Annotated in this window: 18 protein-coding genes; 11 read left to right on the top strand and 7 right to left on the bottom strand. The window is 66.0% G+C overall.

Features of this window, described 5'->3' with window-relative positions:
* Nucleotides 1-289 precede the first annotated feature (289 nt).
* Nucleotides 290-1,522, bottom strand: coding sequence for a lactonase family protein (locus U0034_RS15060; protein ID WP_085230063.1), 1,233 nt, complete (start codon nucleotides 1,520-1,522; stop codon nucleotides 290-292).
* Nucleotides 1,523-1,630: 108 nt separating this feature from the next.
* Here U0034_RS15060 and U0034_RS15055 point away from each other — a divergent pair, with 108 nt between their 5' ends.
* A complete protein-coding gene (locus U0034_RS15055; protein ID WP_085230062.1) occupies nucleotides 1,631-1,789 on the top strand; it encodes a DUF3096 domain-containing protein in 159 nt (52 codons plus the stop codon).
* Nucleotides 1,790-1,814: 25 nt separating this feature from the next.
* Here the strand turns inward: U0034_RS15055 and U0034_RS15050 are convergent, their stop codons facing one another.
* On the bottom strand, nucleotides 1,815-2,060 hold the full coding sequence (locus U0034_RS15050; protein WP_085230061.1) for a hypothetical protein: 246 nt from the start codon (nucleotides 2,058-2,060) through the stop codon (nucleotides 1,815-1,817).
* 194 nt (nucleotides 2,061-2,254) lie between these two features.
* Between U0034_RS15050 and U0034_RS15045 the strand changes: the two genes are divergently transcribed.
* The 3 genes from U0034_RS15045 (at nucleotide 2,255) to U0034_RS15035 (ending at nucleotide 6,344) form a co-directional block, all read left to right on the top strand.
* Nucleotides 2,255-4,105 (top strand): glycoside hydrolase family 15 protein, encoded by a 1,851-nt coding sequence (locus U0034_RS15045; RefSeq protein ID WP_085230060.1) that lies wholly within the window; start codon nucleotides 2,255-2,257, stop codon nucleotides 4,103-4,105.
* 276 nt (nucleotides 4,106-4,381) lie between these two features.
* Nucleotides 4,382-5,659, top strand: coding sequence for a polyhydroxyalkanoate depolymerase (locus tag U0034_RS15040; protein ID WP_085230161.1), 1,278 nt, complete (start codon nucleotides 4,382-4,384; stop codon nucleotides 5,657-5,659).
* Nucleotides 5,660-5,876: 217 nt separating this feature from the next.
* Nucleotides 5,877-6,344, top strand: coding sequence for a DUF2778 domain-containing protein (locus tag U0034_RS15035; RefSeq protein ID WP_085230059.1), 468 nt, complete (start codon nucleotides 5,877-5,879; stop codon nucleotides 6,342-6,344).
* A gap of 32 nt (nucleotides 6,345-6,376) precedes the next feature.
* Here the strand turns inward: U0034_RS15035 and U0034_RS15030 are convergent, their stop codons facing one another.
* Nucleotides 6,377-7,009 carry a TetR family transcriptional regulator gene (locus U0034_RS15030; RefSeq protein ID WP_085230058.1) on the bottom strand — a complete coding sequence of 211 codons (633 nt, stop codon included), beginning with the start codon at nucleotides 7,007-7,009 and terminating at the stop codon, nucleotides 6,377-6,379.
* A gap of 351 nt (nucleotides 7,010-7,360) precedes the next feature.
* Here U0034_RS15030 and rsxB point away from each other — a divergent pair, with 351 nt between their 5' ends.
* Nucleotides 7,361-8,212: an electron transport complex subunit RsxB gene (rsxB, locus tag U0034_RS15025; RefSeq protein ID WP_085230160.1), complete on the top strand. Its 852-nt coding sequence runs from the start codon at nucleotides 7,361-7,363 to the stop codon at nucleotides 8,210-8,212.
* A gap of 9 nt (nucleotides 8,213-8,221) precedes the next feature.
* On the top strand, nucleotides 8,222-8,866 hold the full coding sequence (gene nth, locus U0034_RS15020; protein ID WP_085230057.1) for an endonuclease III: 645 nt from the start codon (nucleotides 8,222-8,224) through the stop codon (nucleotides 8,864-8,866).
* A 100-nt stretch (nucleotides 8,867-8,966) separates the two neighbouring features.
* On the opposite strand, the gene U0034_RS15015 is transcribed toward nth, so the two are convergent.
* Entirely contained in the window at nucleotides 8,967-9,899 is a 933-nt protein-coding gene (locus tag U0034_RS15015) for a DMT family transporter (RefSeq protein ID WP_085230056.1), read from the bottom strand.
* Nucleotides 9,900-10,182: 283 nt separating this feature from the next.
* On the opposite strand from U0034_RS15015, the gene U0034_RS15010 reads away from it, so the two are divergent.
* The gene (locus U0034_RS15010; protein WP_085230055.1) at nucleotides 10,183-10,614 is read left to right on the top strand and encodes a DUF1841 family protein; all 432 of its coding nucleotides are present in this window, start codon (nucleotides 10,183-10,185) and stop codon (nucleotides 10,612-10,614) included.
* A 136-nt stretch (nucleotides 10,615-10,750) separates the two neighbouring features.
* On the opposite strand, the gene U0034_RS15005 is transcribed toward U0034_RS15010, so the two are convergent.
* The gene (locus U0034_RS15005) at nucleotides 10,751-11,134 is read right to left on the bottom strand and encodes a c-type cytochrome (protein WP_085230054.1); all 384 of its coding nucleotides are present in this window, start codon (nucleotides 11,132-11,134) and stop codon (nucleotides 10,751-10,753) included.
* 62 nt (nucleotides 11,135-11,196) lie between these two features.
* Complete coding sequence (locus tag U0034_RS15000) at nucleotides 11,197-11,565, bottom strand: c-type cytochrome (RefSeq protein ID WP_085230053.1); 369 nt, start codon at nucleotides 11,563-11,565, stop codon at nucleotides 11,197-11,199.
* 267 nt (nucleotides 11,566-11,832) lie between these two features.
* Between U0034_RS15000 and U0034_RS14995 the strand changes: the two genes are divergently transcribed.
* The 4 genes from U0034_RS14995 to tal all read left to right on the top strand — a co-directional run bounded on the left by U0034_RS14995 (nucleotide 11,833) and on the right by tal (nucleotide 16,310).
* Complete coding sequence (locus U0034_RS14995) at nucleotides 11,833-12,675, top strand: AAA family ATPase (protein WP_085230052.1); 843 nt, start codon at nucleotides 11,833-11,835, stop codon at nucleotides 12,673-12,675.
* Nucleotides 12,676-12,723: 48 nt separating this feature from the next.
* Nucleotides 12,724-13,899 (top strand): vWA domain-containing protein, encoded by a 1,176-nt coding sequence (locus U0034_RS14990; protein WP_085230051.1) that lies wholly within the window; start codon nucleotides 12,724-12,726, stop codon nucleotides 13,897-13,899.
* A gap of 76 nt (nucleotides 13,900-13,975) precedes the next feature.
* Nucleotides 13,976-15,199, top strand: a complete 1,224-nt coding sequence (locus U0034_RS14985; protein WP_085230050.1) for a benzoate/H(+) symporter BenE family transporter — start codon at nucleotides 13,976-13,978, stop codon at nucleotides 15,197-15,199.
* 157 nt (nucleotides 15,200-15,356) lie between these two features.
* Nucleotides 15,357-16,310: a transaldolase gene (gene tal / locus U0034_RS14980; RefSeq protein WP_085230049.1), complete on the top strand. Its 954-nt coding sequence runs from the start codon at nucleotides 15,357-15,359 to the stop codon at nucleotides 16,308-16,310.
* Between the two features lie 141 nt (nucleotides 16,311-16,451).
* On the opposite strand, the gene U0034_RS14975 is transcribed toward tal, so the two are convergent.
* A complete protein-coding gene (locus U0034_RS14975; protein ID WP_085230048.1) occupies nucleotides 16,452-17,561 on the bottom strand; it encodes an FUSC family protein in 1,110 nt (369 codons plus the stop codon).
* Nucleotides 17,562-17,722 lie beyond the last annotated feature (161 nt).

Genomic DNA, 17,722 nt, shown 5'->3' with positions numbered 1-17,722 from the left:
GCGCGTGCGGTGCGTAAATCGTGCGCGGCGCTTGCAAGAAATAGTCGGCGGTGCGGCGAATCGGGCTCGCCCGACGGAGATCGGCGGCCATCGTGCCGCATCCGAACCCGCCCCGGCATAGTCGTTGCATCGAAACCATCAAACCACGGGCGGCACGCCCGCCGGTACCGGTATCCCGCTTCATCCCCTGCCGCCCCGCCCCCCGTGAGGCGGTAGCTTCGAGCCTACGCGCTTGCTCTGACGCGTAGGCTCTCTTTGTATCGACGGCCGGCGGCCCCGCTCGGCAAGCTCAGGACACCGGCACGAACTTGAAGTCGACAGGCGAGCCGATGTCGAGCCGTAGCGGGTTCGGCGCGAGCAGCCCGGTGGCCGCGTCGCGCGCAAACACGTACGCGGTATCGCTGTCCTGATTGCCGACGACGAGCCAGCGTCCGCTCGGATCGATCGCGAATTCGCGCGGCGTGCGGCCGAGCGTCGATTGGCGCCCGACCACCTGGATCAGGCCGTCGTGCGGGTCGACGGAGAAAATGACGATCTCGTTGGCGTCGCCGCGATTGGTGGCGTAGAGGAAGCGCCCGTCGGGCGACAAATGGATGGCCGCCGCGCCCTGCTTGCCGGTAAAACCGGGCCGCGCGAGCTTGATCGTCTGCAGCGGGCGCAGAACGCCCTCGGCGTACTGGAACACGGTCACGCTCGCATCGAGTTCGCTCGTTGCATAGGCGTACCGCCCGCGCGCATCGAAAACGAGATGTCGGGGGCCCGATCCGGCCGGCATGGGCACGTAGCGCACCGTCGTTGGACTCAGCAGGCCGCGACTGCCGTCGGGCGTGTAGCGATAGGCGAAAAGCTTGTCGGCGCCGAGGTCCTGAACGAAAAGGTAACGCCCGTCGGGCGCGAAGACCGTCGAATGGACGTGCGCGCTGTCCTGTCGGCCCCTCACCGGCCCGCCGCCCTCGTGGTGAACGGTGAGAACGGCGGGCTCGACGCGGCCATCCGCCGCGACGGGCAGCACGGTGAAACTGCCACCGGGGTCGGGCGCAACCGAATAATTCGCGGCGAGCAGGTATTTGCCGTCGGGCGACAGGCTCAGATAGCAGGGGTCGTTGCCTTCGGCCGACACGCGGTCGAGCAATGTCAGCTGGCCGCTCGCCGGATCGAAGGAAAACGCGCTCACGCCGCCGCGCACGGTGGCCGGCCCATTATCGCCGGGCAGCTCGTTGACCGCATAGACGAAGCGATTGCCCCGCCCCATCACGAGATACGACGGGTTGACGGCCTTCGCCGACGCGAGCGGCGTGGCGCGCCCGCTTTGCGGATCGAAGCGATAGACCTGGATACCGTCGCTCTTGCCGCTCGCCGTATACGTGCCGACGAGCAGATCGTAGGCACCGCCGCCCGCAGCCGCCGACGACTGCGCACACGCATGCGCCGCGGCCAGCCCGAGGAGAACGGCGAAACCTTTACGCCAAAATGCCGCTCTGAATGGCAGGGCGCGCGCACCGCCGCGCCGGGCCAACCGCATCGCCCGAGGGATGCTCGACATCGACAACCTCCGTGGTGACGGCGTTTCCCGACGCGAGCGGCACCGGTGTAAGCGCCCACTCCGACTCAACACGCGCGAGGATTCGCCATGAACATTTCCGTCAGCCTTGGACCGCTTGCCGCGCTGATCGCGGGCATTCTGATCCTGATCGTGCCGCGACTCCTGAACTACATCGTCGCGCTTTACCTCATCATCATCGGCATACTCGGCCTCATCGGCCCCGCATCCGAGCACCTGCGGCTCTGAGGCCCGTGGCGCGGGGCGGCCGCGCTCAGCCGTTCACGAACTGATCGAGGCGCAGTCTTCCCTGCAGCGAGAGGCCGCCCACCGCATAATGGCCATCGCCGTCGCGGTGTTGCTTGAAGCAGGCACGCTCGATAAGAAACGCCGCGGCGGTTTCCATGCCGTTGCGCGTGAGGCCCAATGCGTGTGGATCGAGAGGGAGCAAGGCGTCGTCGCCGAGCTCGCGTGCGGCTGAGAGAATGGTGATGCAGTCGACTTTGGACGGGTGCAGCATGGCGTCAATCCTCGTGGTGAATGAACGTCAATCGCGCATTGCCGGCCGCGCAGGTATCGCGGCGTATTGTTGTTCTCGCTATCCGGGACGCGCGGCCGAAATCCCCGAGACCCGATTGTAGCCAGCGAGCGACGACGCTGGCAACGACCATAAACGAACCGCTTCGCCGCCCAGCGGCGCTCACCGCCCACGACATGCCCGCCCTTATCGAAGACTATGCACTTGTCGGCGACGGCCATACGGCCGCGCTGATCTCCCGCGACGGCTCGGTCGACTGGCTCTGCTGGCCGCGCTTCGACTCGGGCGCCTGTTTCGCCGCCCTGCTCGGCCAGCCCGAGCACGGCTCGTGGCGCATCGCCGTCGCCGGCGATGCGCCGCCCGTCATCCGCCGCCGCTATCGGGACGACTCGCTCATTCTGGAAACCGACTACGAGACGCCCGAAGGGGCCGTGACCGTCGTCGATTTCATGCCTCCCGGCAACGGCTGGTCGGAGCTCGTGCGCATCGTCATCGGCAAACGCGGGCGTGTGCCGATGCGCATGTCGCTCACGCTGCGCTTCGATTACGGCTTCTCGGTGCCATGGGTCACGCGGCTGCGGCACGACAAGGGCATTCGTGCGATCGTCGGGCCCGACATGGTCGTGCTGCGCACCGATGTGCCGCTGCATGGCGAAAACATGCATACAGCCGCCGAGTTCGAGGTGGCCGAGGGGGAACAGATCCCGTTCGTGCTGGCCTATTCGTCGTCGCACGAGCGCGTGCCGCCCGCCACCGATCCGTTCTCCGCGCTGGCACGCACCGAAACCTACTGGCGCGACTGGTCGGCCCGCTGCCGCGTCGAAGGACGCTATGCCGAGCCGATCCGCCGCTCGATCATCACGCTCAAGGCGCTCGCCTACGCGCCGACGGGCGGCATCGTGGCGGCCCCGACCACGTCGCTGCCCGAGCAGCTCGGCGGCACGCGCAACTGGGATTACCGCTACTGCTGGCTGCGCGATGCCACGATCACACTGCTCGCACTCATGCGCTGCGGGTATTACGACGAGGCACGGGCCTGGCGCGCCTGGCTGGGCCGGGCGCTGGCCGGCGCCCCGTCCCAGGTGCAGATCATGTACGGTCTGGCCGGCGAACGAAGGCTGCCCGAGACGGAAATCGACTGGCTGCCGGGCTACGAAGGCGCAAAGCCCGTGCGAGTGGGCAACAACGCAGTGGGGCAATTGCAGCTCGACGTCTATGGCGAAGTCATGAATGCGCTGCATCTCGCACGCGTGGGCGGGCTGCATACGAACGAGACTGTGTGGGCGCTGCAGCGCGTGTTGCTCGAACATCTCGAGAAAATCTGGCGCGAGCCCGACGAAGGGATCTGGGAAGTCCGCAGCGGCCGCCAGCAGTTCACCTTTTCGAAAGTGATGGCGTGGGTGGCGTTCGACCGCGCCGTGCGCTCGTGCGAATCGTTCAGCCTGCCGGGGCCTGCCGATCGCTGGCGCGAGCTGCGCGACACGATTCATGCGGACGTCTGCGCGCAGGGCTTCAATGCGCGCCTCGGCGCCTTCACGCAGGTCTACGGCGGCGACGATCTCGATGCAAGCCTGCTCCTGATGCCGCTCGTCGGCTTCCTGCCGCCGCGCGATCCGCGGGTCGTCTCGACCGTGGCCGCCATCGAGCGCCAACTGATGTACGACGGGTTCGTGCTTCGCTACCGCAGCGACGACGTGGACGACGGCCTGCCCCCGGGCGAGGGCGCGTTCCTCGCGTGCAGCTTCTGGATGGTCGACAACCTCGCGCTGCAGGGCCGGCTCGACGAGGCTCACGCGATGTACAAACGGCTCATCGGGCTTGCCAACGACCTGGGACTGCTTTCCGAGGAATACGAGCCGCGCGCGAAGCGGCTGACCGGTAATTTTCCCCAGGCATTCACGCATGTGGCGCTGGTTCACACCGGCTTGAACCTCATGCGGCACGAGCAGGAAATGACGCGGGCCACAGGGCACCCCAACGGCTCGTCGGCCCATGGCGAACCCGATCGGCCGGATATGGCCCGCTGACGGAGCGCTGCGCGCGGCGCATTGTGCGATGCGCCGCGGGCCCGCCAACCTTTCCATTGGCTTTCGACGCGGCTTCATGTCGGCACTTCGGGCGACTTCCCATATACGGGAAAATCCCCGCCTGGACGGGAAATTGCTGCGTTGCACCTAGACATGTTTGCCCTGTATCATCGATCGAGTCTGGCAGGCAGCGAGCACAATTTTCCAGGCCAGCATGCCGCGACGCCGAGCGCCGCGCTTCACTGCTCGAAGTCTCCACAGCGGGAGCCGTTCATCATGCTTTACCAGTTCTACGAATTCCAGCGCGCGCTCTTGAATCCGTTGACGGCCTGGGCTCAGGCCGCATCGAAGTCGTTCGCCAACCCCGCGAGCCCTTTCGCCTACGTGCCCGGCGCCACGCGGTACGCGGCCGGCTATGAGCTGCTTTACCGGCTCGGCAAGGACTACGAAAAACCGGAATTCGACATCCATCAGATCGTGAAGGACGGCCACAACATCCCGATCATCGAGCAAACGATCATCGAGAAGCCGTTTTGCCGCCTGCTGCGCTTCAAGCGCTTCGCCGACGACAGCGACGCAGTCGCGCAACTGAAGGACGAGCCCGTGGTGCTCGTATGCGCGCCGCTTTCCGGACACCACTCCACACTGCTGCGCGATACGGTGCGCACGCTGCTGCAGGATCACAAGGTGTACATCACGGATTGGATCGACGCGCGCATGGTGCCCGTTGAAAACGGTCCGTTCCACTTGGACGACTACGTCGCTTATATTCAGGAGTTCATCCGCCACATCGGCGCGAAGAACATGCATGTGCTGTCGGTATGCCAGCCGACTGTGCCGGTGCTCGCGGCAATCTCGCTGATGGCGAGCCGCGGCGAGGACACGCCACGCACCATGACGATGATGGGCGGCCCGATCGACGCGCGCTCGAGCCCCACGTCGGTCAACTCCCTCGCGATGCAGCATTCGTACGAGTGGTTCGAGAACAACGTGATCCACATCGTGCCGCAGAACTACCCCGGAGTCGGGCGACACGTTTATCCCGGCTTCCTTCAGCACGCCGGCTTCGTGGCGATGAACCCGGAGCGCCATGCGGCCTCGCACTGGGATTTCTATCAAAGCCTGCTGCGCGGTGACGAGGAAGACGCCGAGGCGCACCGGCGGTTCTACGACGAATACAACGCGGTGCTCGACATGGCCGCCGAGTATTACCTCGACACGATCCGCATCGTATTCCAGGAATTCCGCCTCGCCGAGGGCACGTGGGATATCGACGGCGAGCGCGTGCGCCCGCAGGACATCAAGCGCACGGCCCTCTTCACGATCGAGGGAGAACTCGACGACATCTCCGGCTGCGGCCAGACGCGCGCCGCGCACCTTTTGTGCAGCGGCATTCCCGAGGGCGAGAAGCATCACTTCACGGCCGAGAAATGCGGCCATTACGGCATTTTCTCCGGCCGCCGCTGGCGCACGATCATCTACCCGCAACTGCGCGACTTCATCCTCGCGCACAACAAGGAGACGAAGGCCCAGGCCGAGCCCGTCGAGGTCTGAGCGCGGGAGCACCGCGGAGCCGGTTTCCACGCACAGCAGGGCTGCATCGACGTCACGATGCAGCCCTTTTTGTTGCTATTGTTGTGCCGGCCGCTGCGCGTGACCATGCGGTTCGCATGAAACGTGGGATTACGTCCGAAAAACATCGCCGGAGGCATGCAGGCGCGACGCCACGCCTAGCATCGCGCGTTACCTGAACGATAGGGACGCCCGATAGATGCCGCTCGCTCAATGCACGTTCGTACTCAACAGCCAACCGCTCAGCATCCTCACCTGCGGCGGGCTGACCGTCCCCGCCTACTCCGGCCGCCCGGGCCAGCTCAACAATCCGGCCGCCGTAACCGATGCAAAGCGCGGGCCATTGCCGAAAGGGCGCTACTACATCGTCGACGAGCCACGCGTCGCCCGCCTTGGCTGGCTCAAGGAACTCAGGGAAAGGCCTTCGGCCAACGTTTTCGCGCTCTATCGGGCCGACGGTGCCATCGACGACTGGACGTTCGTCGACGGTCTGCGCCGTGGCCGCTTCCGGCTGCATCCGATCGGCTCGGCGCATGCGTGCGAGGGGTGTATCACCGTCGCGCTCCCGAAAGCCTTCGATCGACTCGCCACACGCTTGCGCGCAAGCGAGCGCGCCCTGATTCCCGGCACGTCGGCCCGCTATTACGGCATGCTCGACGTCAAATGAGGATAGGGCCCGGTTCTACCCACGGGCCCTGACTACTTGCGCATCAAATACGCGAGCAGCAGCTCGGTATTCATCTGCACCATCTCACTGCGCTCGGCCGGCGCGCTGAAATCGCGACCAAGCGTTGCCTGCAGCGTACAGCGGTTCGAGACGATGTAGTAGCCGAGCCCCGAGAGCGTCACGTAAAAACGCAACGGGTCGATATTGGCGCGAAAAAGGCCGGCACGCTGACCGCGCTCGAGGATCGCCGAGAGCGTTGCGACCATCGGCGAAATCATCTCGCGGATGTTCGTCGACTTCTGCAGATAGCGCGCTTCGTGCAAATTCTCGTTGTTGATGAGGCGCAGCAGATCTGGATGATCGCGGTAGTAGTCCCAGACGAAATGGGCAAGGCGCGTAATCGCCTCGACGGGCGCGATGCCCGACAGGTCCAGCGCCTTTTCCGCCGCGGTGAGCGCTCCGAAAGCGTGCTCGAGCACGGCCGTGAACAGTTGTTCCTTGCTGCCGAAGTAGTAGTAGAGCATCCGCTCGTTGGTCTCCGCCCGGCGAGCGATCTGATCGACGCGTGCGCCGAACAAGCCACCAGTTGCAAACTCTTCGGCTGCCGCGAGCAGGATACGACGACGCGTCCCTTCGGGATCCCTTCTGACTTTCAGCTGGTTCATGGTGGCCTTTTGCTTTGTGAGCCGCGTTGCCCGCGCCACGCTGCCGGCCCCTCCTTGCGCTACGCCGGCCGCGCACGACGCACGCGCCTTATTTGTGGGAAGACACCCTTTCCTCTTTTAAGCGGTCATGCGAAAAGCGCTTCGATTATGGCACATGGCCCGCCGATGGCAACCAGGGAAATCGGCGATAATGCCCGCTTTGTCCGCGTGCCCATTTCGCGTTCCTCCAGTTCCCCACGCCGGCCAGCCGTGGCACAAGCCCCGACGGCAAGCGCGGCCGGAGTGGCATGCCGCGGCGAAATGCAGCGAAATGCAGTGAAATGCGCCGAGACACGCCCAGGCGTTCCCATCGTGACAGACCGACATACCCTCGCGGATCGCATCGAAGATCTGCTCCCGCAAACGCAGTGCACGAAGTGCGGCTACGACGGCTGCCGCCCGTATGCCGAAGCCGTGGCGAGCGGCGCGGCCGGCTACAACCAATGCCCGCCAGGCGGCGCCGAGGGCGTGGCCCGGCTCGCCACGCTGCTCGGCAAGCCCGTCATTGCGCTCAATCCTGCCAACGGCGTCGAACGGCCGCGCCCCCTCGCGTTCATCGACGAGACGCTTTGCATCGGCTGCACGCTGTGTATGCAGGCCTGCCCCGTCGACGCGATCGTCGGTGCGCCGAAACTCATGCATACGGTCGTGGCCGAACTCTGCACAGGTTGCGATCTTTGCGTGGCGCCCTGCCCCGTCGACTGCATTTCGATGGTGCCGGTCACGGGGCAGGCCACGGGCTGGCAGGCATGGAGCACGGCACAGGCCGATGCGGCGCGCACGCGCCATGAACGGCGCGTCGCGCGCGAGCAGACAGCACGCGAGGCCGCCGAGGCGCGGGCCGCCGCGCGCCGTGCCGCCGTGCCGGAACCTTCCGCCGCGACGAAACCAGGCACCGACACATACGCCGACGCCGAGAAGAAGCGCGCAATCATCGCCGCGGCATTGGAACGAGCACGTCAGAAAAAGACAGCCATGGCGGCTTCGGGCGTCGCGCCGAAAAACGTAGCCGGTGTGAGCCCGGCCGTGCAGGCTCAGATCGACGCAGCCGAAGCGCGCCGCCGACGGCTCGGGCTTGCCGAAACGGGTTCGACCGCGCCGAACGAGGACGCCGGCCAGCCGACGGGCGATGCGCCGAAACCCGATACCCCTTCATCACGCTGACCGAGCCGCATGAACGCCGCCAAACGACGTGCCATCTACGAGGCCCTGCAAAGCCTCAACCCTCACCCCAAAACCGAACTCGAATACACCACGCCATTCGAATTGCTGATCGCGGTGATGCTGTCGGCCCAGGCGACCGACGTGTCGGTCAACAAGGCCACGCGCAAGCTGTATCCGGTGGCGAATACACCGGCGAAGCTCATCGACCTCGGCGAGGAAGGGCTCGCGCAGTACATCAAGACGATCGGGCTTTACCGCACGAAGGCCAAGAACGTGATCGCCACCTGTCGACTGCTGCTCGAACGTCACGGCGGCGACGTGCCGGCCGATCGCGAGGCGCTCGAAAGCCTGCCCGGCGTGGGGCGCAAAACGGCAAACGTCGTGCTCAACACGGCATTCGGCCAACCGACGATTGCTGTCGATACGCATATTTTTCGCGTCGCCAACCGCACCGGCCTCGCGCCGGGCAAGGACGTGCGCGCCGTGGAAGCCGCGCTCGAGAAGTTCACGCCGCCCGAATTCAGGCATGACGCCCACCATTGGCTGATTCTGCACGGGCGCTATGTCTGCAAGGCCCGCCGGCCAGAGTGCTGGCACTGCGTCATCGAGCCGGTTTGCGAATACAAGCCCAAGACGCCGCCGCCGGAACTCTGACAGGGTGCGCGCCGCGCCCGGCATACGTTCGCTTCGCCGGCACACCGGTGGCGGCGAGCAGGCCGATAGCGGCTGTGCCGGCCACCGCGGGCGCGGCCCGTTACTGATTGGCTTCGAGCGTAACGGCCTCGTCGGGCGCTCCACTGCCGGCCCGCACGAGCCACAGCACGGCGCCTATCACCGCGGCACCGCCGAGCCATTGCAGCAGCCCGAACCGCTCACCCAGCAGCAGCCAGGCGAGCAGCACCGTAACGACGGGCTCGAGCGTGGACAGCATCGACGTGCGCGCCGCGCCGAGGCGTGCAAGGCCCGCAAAAAACGCGAGCATCGCCACGACGGTGGAGACGAGCGCGATCGCCGCCACGGCAAGCCACCCCGCGAGCGTCGCCGGCCATTGAGGCGGCGTGCCCGCGGCGGTCCGCGCGAGCGAAAGGGCGAGGAATACGAGCGCGGCCGCCAGGCAGACGACCGCCGTGGTGGCGAGCGGGTCGACGCCGCGCGTGATGCGCGTGCCGAGCACGATATAAAGCGAATAGATGACGGCGGCCGCCAACCCCAGCGCGATGCCGAGCGGCTCCCCCTGCCCGCCGCCGACCATCAGCGCCGAGCCGGCAAGACACAGCACGAGCGCGGCGCACTTTACGCGTGTGAGCGGCTCGTGCAGCCAGACGGCGGCGAGCAGCGTCACGAACGCGGGATAGAGGTAGAGCAGCAGCGCGACGAGACTCGCCTGAGCATGCTGTAGCGCGATGAAGTAACTCAGCGACTGCCCCACGTATCCGAGCGCGCCCATGGCGGCAATACCGGCGAGCGTGCGCCCGCGCGGCCACTGGACGCCGCGCCGCTGCGCCACGCAGGCGAGCACGGCGCCGCCGATTCCGAATCGCAGCGTAAGCAGACCGAGCACGTCGGCACCGCCCGCATAAGCGTAGCGCCCGAAGATGGCCATCGCGCCGAAGGCTGCGGCGGAGAGGGCGACGAACAACGCGCCCGAAAGCGCGGTGGAGCGTGGGCTGACTCGAGCAGGCGTCATGATAGGTCGGAGAAAGCGGCTTTCGGAAAGCGCTGCAGTGCGTGCGCTCGATGCGATCCGCGATTCTACGACGGCTCCGGCGCCCCGTGCTCCGGTCCCCGGGGGCGGCCTGTCGTGCGGCCTGTCGTGCGGTCTTGCGCGCGTATTGTGCGCGTACCGTGGCTGCGATGGCGCCGCGGCGTAGAATGACGGATTGACCGAATCGAATCGCGCACGCTTCGAGGTTGCCACCGGTCCGCCGTCCAGCGCGAGTGGCGCGTGCGCCGTCCCCCCTTAAAATACGATGTTCAATCCGAGCCGAGACGAAGTCCGACGCTTTTTCACCGACACCTGGCGCAAGCAGCGCGCGGGCGAGATCCTGACACCGCTCGAGGCGATCGCGGCCGACTGGATCGTCGAGCATCCGGAATACCACGCCGAGCTCGCCGACGAATCGTCGGCAACGGCCGACTACGCACCCGAGAGCGGCCGAACGAACCCGTTCCTGCATCTGTCGATGCATCTCGCCATCAGCGAGCAATTGTCGATCGACCAGCCGCCCGGCATACGTGCGGCGCACGAGCGCCTCGTCGGACGGCTCGGCTCCACGCACGACGCACAGCACGCGATCATGGAGTGCCTCGGCGAGACCATCTGGGAAGCTCAGCGCAGCAATACCCCGCCCGACACCGACGCTTACCTCGCCCGCATCGAACGCCGCGCATCGCGCGACTGAGCGCAAACCGGACAAGAAGCACCCAGCCCCGGCCGCGCCGCAAAAACAAACGCCCCGTGCGGGACGGGGCGTTGCAAACCGCGTGAACTCGCGGCCCGGACCGGGGAAGCGCCGGCCTTCCCGCGTGCGCGAAGCGTTACTTCTTCTGGACGAGATCGCCCTGGAGCGATTCGACGTATGCGGCAATATCCTTCATATCGCTTTGCGACAGGCTCTGCACCTGCGCCTGCATGATCGCGTTGTTGCGGCCCAGGTTCGGGTTCGCGTTGCCCATCTGATATTGCTTGAGCGCCCAGTAGATGTAGCTCGCGTGCTGCCCCGCGAGCTTCGGATACTCGGGCGTAATAGGCTTGTTCAGGCCGGCACCGTGGCAGGCCGCGCAGTTGTGGCTGTCCACGAGCGCCTTGCCGTTGTCGGCGCTGGCCGCCGCGGCCGGATTCGAAAGCGCAAGCGCGCAGACGGCAACTGCCGCCCCTGCGGCCATGACGATCGTCCGCAATGCCTGATCGGGCTTGTTCATGAATTCTCCTATCCCGCGAAATGAAAGTGCCTGAATAAGCTCAAAGCGCCGCCGAAAGGCGGTCACCTTTGCGGATTGTTCGGCGACGTCGCGTTCTGAGCCGCGTAGTAGGCGGCGATGTCGGCGATGTCCTGGTCGGTCAGCGACTGCGCGATCGCGTGCATCGTCGCGAAGTGACGATCGCCCTTCTTGTAGCCCTGCAGTGCGTTCACGAGGTACTGCGCGTTCTGGCCGCCGAGCTTGGGCACCTGGTAGACCTCAGGGTATGCCGTGCGGTAATCGGGAATGCCATGGCAGCCGATGCACATCGCGACCTTGCCCTGCGCTGCCTTCGGGTTGCCGACGACATCGGCCGCCTCGGCGGAGAGCGCGAACCCCGCAAGCGCGACGAGCGCTGCGGTCACGACGTGTTTGCCGACGAAAGAGTTCATAGCTTCTAACCTGGCTGAGGGGAAACGAGCACCCGCAATCCGCCGCGGGCAACGGCACGCACCGCGTGATGCCGTTTCATTATGGGATTGGCCTCAAACAGGCCAAAAAAACGCGGCAATTGTACCGCGACGGTTAGCCGCGGTCCACATCGGCAATGACCCCGAGAAAGGCCGCCCCACGGCCCTGCCCGGGCGCCGTGCGACATCATGACGCAGCCCGCCCCGGCTTCTGACTTATACTGGCTTTTTTCGAGAGAGCCCGCCGCCATGCGTTTCGAAGGTTCGTCGCAGTACGTCGCCACCGACGATCTGAAGCTCGCCGTCAATGCCGCAATGACGCTCGCGCGGCCGCTACTGATCAAGGGCGAGCCGGGCACCGGCAAGACAATGCTTGCCGAGGAAGTGGCCGCGGCGCTCGGCATGCCGCTCTTTCAGTGGCACATCAAATCGACGACGAAGGCGCAGCAGGGCCTCTACGAGTACGACGCCGTCTCTCGCCTGCGCGACTCCCAGCTCGGGGACGCGCGCGTGGCGGACATCGCCAACTACATCGTGAAGGGCGTGCTCTGGCAGGCGTTCGAATCGGACGTGCCCTCGGTGCTGCTCATCGACGAGATCGACAAGGCCGACATCGAGTTTCCGAACGACCTGCTGCGCGAGCTCGACCGCATGGAGTTCCACGTCTACGAGACGCGTGAAGTCGTGCGCGCGAAACACCGTCCGCTCGTCGTCATCACGTCGAACAACGAAAAGGAGCTGCCCGACGCCTTCTTGCGCCGCTGCTTCTTCCATTACATCAAGTTCCCCGACCCGGCGACGATGACGCAAATCGTGGAGGTGCATTACCCCGGCATTCGCGAGGACCTGCTGCGTGCCGCGCTGCAGAGCTTCTTCGAATTGCGCGCCGTATCGGGCCTCAAGAAAAAGCCTTCGACGTCCGAACTGCTGGACTGGCTCAAGCTGCTGCTCGCCGAGGACATTCCCGCCGACGCGCTGCGCTCGCCCGACGACAAGGAGGTCGTGCCGCCGCTCGCCGGCGCGCTGCTCAAGAACGAGCAGGACTTGAACCTGCTCGAACGGCTCATCCAGATGAACCGGCACAACCGATAGCGCAGCGTATCGGCGCACGAGACAAAACGAGACAAAACGAGACCCGGCATGCTGATCGACTTCTTCTATACCTTGCGCGCGGCGCGGCTGCCCGTGTCGATGAAGGAGTATCTCACGCTGCTCGAGGCCTTGCGCGCACGCGTGATCGCCCCATCGCTCGACGAGTTTTACTATCTTGCGCGCCTCGTGCTCGTGAAGGACGAGCGGTACTTCGACAAGTTCGACCAGGCATTCGGCGCCTATTTCCGCGGGGTGCAGACGCTTGCCGAAGCGGCGCTCGATGTTCCGCCCGAGTGGCTGCGCAAGCGGCTCGAACGCGAACTCACGCCCGAGCAGAAGGCGGCCGTCGAAGCCATGGGCGGCCTCGACAAACTGATGGAGCGCCTCAAACAGCTCTTCGACGAGCAAAAGGAACGCCACGAAGGCGGCAACAAGTGGATCGGCACGGGCGGCACGTCGCCGTTCGGCAACGGCGGCTACAACCCGGAAGGCATCCGCATCGGCGGGGAGTCGGCCGGCAACCGCACGGCGGTCAAGGTGTGGGAGGCGCGCGGCTATCGCGACTACGACGATCAGATCGAAATCGGCACGCGCAACATCAAGGTTGCGCTGCGACGGTTGCGCCGCTTCGCGCGCGAGGGAGCCGCCGAAGAACTCGATCTGCCCGACACGATCCACAGCACGGCGGCCAATGCAGGCTGGCTCGACATCAAGATGGTGCCGCAGCGCCACAACTCGGTGAAGGTTCTGATGTTGCTCGACGTGGGCGGCTCGATGGACGACCACATCAAGCGCACGGAGGAGCTTTTTTCGGCGGCCCGCGCCGAGTTCAAACACCTCGAGTTCTACTACTTCCACAACTGCGTCTACGATTTTCTGTGGAAAAACAACCGGCGGCGCCATGTCGAGCGCATTCCGACCTGGGACGTCCTGCGCCGGTTCACGCCCGATTACAAGCTCATTTTCGTCGGCGATGCCACGATGAGCCCCTATGAAGTCCTCCAGCCGGGCGGCTCCGTCGAATACAACAACCCGGAAGCCGGCGCCGTCTGGCTGCGGCGGCTCGCCGAGCAGTTCGCGCATCACGTCTGGCTCAATCCCGAGCCGCAGGGTCTGTGGGAATACCGGCAGTCGGTGCAGGTCATTCGCCAGTTGCTCGGCGATCGCATGTATCCTCTGACGCTCGCCGGACTCGAAAGCGCCATGCGCCTGCTCAGCAAGTGAGGCGCTTCATGCAGCGGCCGCGCCGGCCATTTCCGCATCGCCGCGGCGCCCACGTGTGCCGCCTCTTTACTTCCGCATGAATACGCCGCCCCACTCCGAGCTCGTCTCGCCGCCCATCGCGCGCCATCCGTTCCTGCGCCCGCTCGCCGATACCTCGCCGCATGCCGTCGTCGCGGGCTTCGTTGCCACCATGACGGGCTATGCCAGCTCGCTCGTGCTCATTTTCCAGGCGGGCCGCGCCGCCCATCTGTCCGATGCGCAGATCTCGTCTTGGATCTGGGCGCTGTCGATCGGCATGGCCGTTTCGACGATCGTGCTGTCGCTGCGCTTCAGGATACCGGTGGTGATCGCCTATTCGACGCCCGGCGCCGCGCTGCTCATCGCTTCGCTGCCACACGTGCCGTACGCCGAGGCCATCGGCGCTTATGTGGTGAGCGCCGCGCTCGTCACGCTCGTCGGTGCGACGGGCTGGTTCGACGCATTGATGAAGCGCGTGCCGGCCGGCATCGCCGCGGCACTGCTCGCGGGCATCCTCTTCGAGATCGGCATCGAGATCTTTCATGCCGCGCAGTACCAGACGGCGCTCGTCGTCGCGATGTTCTTTGCCTACCTGATCGCCAAGCGCGTCTTGCCGCGCTACGCAATACTGGCCACGCTTGCGATCGGCACCGGCCTCGCAGCCGCGCTCGGCCTCATCGATTTCAGCCATCTCCACGTGGCAATCGCACACCCCGTCTTCACGATGCCGCGCTTTTCGCTTGCCACGGCGATCAGCATCGCCGTACCGCTGTTCGTCGTGGCCATGGCCTCGCAGAACATGCCCGGCCTGGCCGTGCTGCGCGCGGATGGCTACACGCCGCCGTCCGCGCCGCTGATCGCGACTACCGGCGTGGCCTCGCTCGCGCTCGCGCCGTTCGGCTCGCACGGGGTCACGCTCGCCGCCATCACGGCGGCCATCTGTACGGGCCCCGAAGCGCATGAAGACCGGACGAAGCGCTATACGGCCGCGCTCTGGTGCGGTTTTTTCTACCTGGTCGCGGGCGTATTCGGCGCGACGATTTCCTCGCTCTTCGCCGCGTTGCCGAAAGCCCTCATCGCCTCGATCGCGGCGCTCGCGCTCTTCGGCTCGATCGCGGGCGGCCTCACGAATGCCATGAGCCAGCCGCGCGAGCGCGAAGCGGCGCTCGTCACGTTCATGGTGGCGGCCTCCGGCCTCACGCTGCTGTCGATCGGCCCCGCATTCTGGGCGCTCGTGGCCGGCCTTGCGACCCAGCTCATCCTTCACGCGCGGCGCGCTTGACGCCCGGGCCGCCCGCGCATGGCGCCCCCCGCCGCGCGGCCCGACCCCGCCCGGCGAGGATCGGTAAAATAACGTCATGCCGGTCGCGGCATCCGGCCCGAATTGCCGTACGACCTTCCCCCGACTCTTACGCGCGGGCATGCGCCCGACACCTGCCATGACCAATGCCCTTGATCAACTGAAGCAATACACGATCGTCGTCGCGGATACGGGCGACTTCCAGCAGCTTGCCCAGTACAAGCCGCGCGACGCGACCACGAACCCCTCGCTGATCCTCAAGGCCGTGCAAAAGGACGCCTACAAGCCGCTGCTCGAAAAAACCGTGCGCGAGCACGCGGGCAAGCCGGTGAGCGCGATCATCGATCACCTGCTGATCGCATTCGGCTGCGAAATCCTCAAGATCATTCCGGGACGCGTGTCGACCGAGGTCGACGCACGGCTCTCGTTCGACGCCCAAGCCTCCATCGACAAGGCGCATGAGCTCATCAAGCTCTACGAGGCAGCCGGCATCGGCCGCGAGCGCGTGCTGATCAAGCTCGCGTCCACCTGGGAAGGCGTGCGGGCAGCCGAGGTGCTGCAAAAAGAGGGCGTGAACTGCAACATGACGCTGCTTTTTGCGCCCGTGCAGGCCGCGGCCTGCGCCGAGGCCGGCGCGAAGCTGATCTCGCCGTTCGTCGGCCGCATCTACGACTGGTACAAGAAGCAGGCGGGCAGCAACTGGGACGAAGCCACGATGGGTGGCGCCAACGACCCGGGCGTGCAATCGGTACGGCGCATCTTCGGCTACTACAAGAAGTTCGGCTACAAGACGGAAGTGATGGGCGCGAGCTTCCGCACCACGAGCCAGATTCTCGAGCTCGCGGGCTGCGATCTGCTGACCATCAGCCCCGATCTGCTGCAAAAGCTGCATGACAGCAGCGAGCCGGTCGAACGCAAGCTGTCGCCCGAGGCGTTCGCGAACGAGCCGATCGAGCGCATCGCCGTGGACGAGCCCGCTTTCCGCTTCCAGCTCAACGACGACGCGATGGCAACCGAAAAGCTCGCGGAGGGGATTCGCGCGTTCGCGGCCGATGCCCTCAAGCTCGAAAAGCTGGTGGAAGCGCTGCGCTGACGCCGTTGCGCGAAGCTGCCGCCGCGCGAGCAGGACGCCGGGCACCCGTGCCGACGTAGCGCGCCGACACGGGTACCGCGAAGCATGAGGCCGGTTGTCGGTACCAACGCACCCAAGGCTGCGGTGGTGCCCGAAGCGGCGCTACGGCCGAGCGGGCTGACGGCGCTCGATATTCCAGTACGCCTCCGTCTGGGCGAGCAGCATCCGCAATGTGTCGACCTGCTCCGCGAAGCGCCGGGCCACCCACTGAGGCCCGCTCGAGGGCGCTACCGCGGGCACTGCGCCGGCGGGCACTGCGCCGGCCGGCGCCGCGGCTTCCGCGGCCGGCCGCCATACTCCGATGTTCGAGCCGAAACGCAGCGAGCGCGCCATGACGATCAGCGTCGCCCGCGCCGTGCGAACATGCGCGTCGCGCTTGCCCGTGGCGAACGTCGACACCACGTCATGCGGCTCGGCCTGCGCGGCCGCCGACATCATCTCGAGCGCGCTGAGGAGGGACCGATGCAAATGCTGGATCGACTCGAGATCCTTGAGCGGCAGATCGATTTCCTTGGCGACGGAGGGCATCAGCGCGCGCAGCTTCACGAGCCGTTGGCCGAGCGCCGCGAAGGTGGCGAGTTGCTCGCCCTCGTCGATCGGCGCGCCGGTGACGATACGCGTATAGAGCTGCGCGCAGTCGCGCAGGTTGCGCGCCAACAGATAGCGCCACGAATAAGTGGCGTAGAGCGGTAGCGCAAACGAGAACGCCAACGCCAGCACGATACCGATCAGTACATTCAAAGTCCGCCAGAGGCCCATATCGATCGTGCTGTCGCCATGGCCCGCAACGATGCAGATCGTGATCGCGGTAAGCAGCGCCACATAGCCTGCCCGCCCGATGGCAAAGTACCCGCAGACACCCGCCGCGATCGACATCAGTACGAACGTAAGCGGCATCGAGCCGATGACGTGCAGTTGGAACAGCAACAGCAGGCCCACCAGCGCCCCCAGCACCGTCCCGAGCGCGCGCTCGAGTGCGCGCTTGCGGATGTTACCGTGATGCTGCAGACCGCCGATGACGGTGAGGACCGTCACCGAAGCCCAGATGCCGTTGGGAATGTCGATGCCCGTCGTGACGAGAATCGACGCGAGCATCGCGAGTCCGACGCGCACGGCGTGCAGCGCCGGCGCATAGCGATAGCGGTAGTAGGGCGACGTCGCCGCGCGTGCGACGCGCGCCGCCAAGACGCGCGGATGAATGAGCAAGGCCATGGCGAATGATTGTCGGCGAAACCGCGGCTGCCGTCGATACGGCAACGCAGCCGGCCCACCCACCCGTGCCGCGCAGGAACGGCGCCGCATGGCGGCGCCAGTCCCTGAAGTTGTCCGACGCTGCCCCCGACGTTGCCCCCGACGTTGCCCCCGAGGTTGCC

The sequence above is a fragment of the Trinickia caryophylli genome, assembly GCF_034424545.1.
Taxonomy (GTDB): Bacteria; Pseudomonadota; Gammaproteobacteria; order Burkholderiales; family Burkholderiaceae; genus Trinickia; species Trinickia caryophylli.
Note: the sequence above shows the minus strand (reverse complement) of the source record. Positions and strands in the feature narration are given on the sequence as shown.